Consider the following 2,107-nt stretch of genomic DNA (forward strand, 5'->3'; position numbering starts at 1 on the left):
GACGGCTCTTGAGGGCGGCTCTCTTGACAAGAACTTTTTTAACAATCTGCGCATCGCCCTGTCTGATACGGTTGGCAAATCATTGGCGGAAGAAATCGGTACCGCCAAGGCAGAAGGCAAAATAGATACGGTCACACAAATCGTTGCCCACGCCGGTCTTGGCTGTTTAAAAGGCGCTGTTGCGAGTGGTGCTTGCACGGCCGGTGCTGTGGGGGGTGCTGTGGGTGAAGCCACTGCTATGCTCCAGTTTCAATTGTGGGTGCAAGGTATTGTGAAAGAGGAAATGGGGGACCTAAACGGTCGCACCCCAACTCCGGAAGAGGAAGCGCGTATAAACGCAAAGATTGATGCGCAGTTTGCTGACTTTAGAGACCACACCATTGATGTTGCAAGGGCTGCTGGGGGCGTTGCTGCCGCCATTGCCGGTGGCAATGTTGATGCCGGCGCTGATGCCGCAGGTAATGCCGCTGCAAATAACTACCTCAGCAGTGCTCAACAAGCTCAGATGAAGAAAGAGTTAGAAGAGTGCCCTGATGATCAGTGTCGAAGAGATGTTAACGAAAAATGGTTCGAGATTGATGAAGAGCAAGATAGGATTTTTGAGATAGGTCTTGCGAAGGGTACGATTGTTGGTGCCGTAAAAGCAATAGGAAACGGAATATCTGAGACAGCTCATGACGTTAAAGAATTAGGATCGGCAATAGGAAACGGAATATATGCGACAGTTCATGACATTAAAGAATTAGGATCGGCAATAGGAAACAGTTCAGTTGATGAGATCTATCAAAATGCCCTTCAAGGCGTTGGAACAGCAAAAGCTTGGGCCACGAGTGGGCATATATTTGATGATGTCTGGGAAGGTGCTGGTCAACTCTGGGAAGGAGTTGGTCAATTCTGGGGAGGTGTTAAGGATTCCTTTAGAGGGCACATAGATCACATAAAGGATTCCTTTAGAGGGCATATAGATCACATACATGAAACAAGGGAGAAAGGGAGGGATGGAGCATTCAGTGCTGGTGCTGAATCTGGCGAAATGGCAGGTGAAGCATTAGGAGATGTGGCTTATATAGTGGGTTCTACAGTGCTTACTGACGGTGCTGTTTCAGCAGCCAAGGGAGGCGTAAAGCTTGCGGGCAAGCTTGTAGAAAAAGATCTCATCAAATTTGCTGCTAAGACTGAAGAAGCAGCTGCAAAAGCAGAAAAGGAAGTTGTTCAATCAGTTGGAAAAATTGGCTCTGAAAACAGTGCCAAGGGCGAAACATCCCCAAAGCCTTCAAAAAGCAATAGCAATCGTGAAACACTCGAAAAAAATAAGGAGCATCATGACGGAAAGCGTACAGAAGAAATGCAAAAATTACAGGAAGCAGGATGTACAACATGTACGCAAGAAGCATCGTTTAAAAAAATAGTTGAGAAACCTGATGGTAAAGGAGGGACAAAGGAAGTTGCAATAAGATCCCGTCCTGATATTCTCTATATAGAGGATGGTGAATTAAAAATTGTTGAGGTAAAAACGGGGAATGCTGGTCTAACCGAAAACCAAAAGATTTTGGAAAAGGAGTATAAAACAGGAGATGCGCAACCCACAGGAGATGTTGTTTTAAAATTCCTTGAGAAAAACAAAGAAAAGCTAAATAAATATCAACAGGAACTCAGCGATTTTAAGAGAGATTATAAAGGAAGTGCAGAAAAATTTGAGGAAGCATTAGATGATTTTAAGAAAAATTGGCCTAAAGAACAACTGGGCAAGGGTTGGGGGAGACCGATAAAATACGAAGTTATTCGTCATCCGAGCCGTTTAACAGAGCTTCTTGCACAAGGAAAGTGATTCATGATGCAAACTAAAGATGTCACAGAGATTTTAAAAAGACTGGGCTGGGAGCCTTATCGTGATAACGTGGGGGATACTTTTGCGCATTATCATCTTCCCGATCGCATTGTCGGTATTGGCTATGGTGTAAAAAATTATGGAGAGAGTGGCAAAGAGTTTTTGCTTTCGGCTGATCTCACCACCGCTGCTTATTGTCTTGCTCGGGAATATTCTAGAGGTGAAAAATCACAGCGTAAATATGGAGATGTGCTGTTTTACGCGAAGGAGGATTTTAAT

The 2,107-nt window shown here is 44.4% G+C and carries 2 protein-coding genes; both read left to right on the plus strand.

Annotated elements, in window-relative coordinates; all coding sequences use genetic code 11:
• Positions 1-1,828, plus strand: a 1,828-nt coding sequence (locus tag ACFIK7_RS05215) for a DUF637 domain-containing protein (protein WP_375663042.1), incomplete at its 5' end; no start/stop codon positions are given.
• Positions 1,829-1,831: 3 nt separating this feature from the next.
• The coding region (locus ACFIK7_RS05220; RefSeq protein ID WP_375663043.1) for a DUF6990 domain-containing protein at positions 1,832-2,107 on the plus strand (276 nt) is incomplete at its 3' end.

The organism is Bartonella sp. CL266QHHD (assembly GCF_042195355.1).
Lineage (GTDB): Bacteria > Pseudomonadota > Alphaproteobacteria > Rhizobiales > Rhizobiaceae > Bartonella.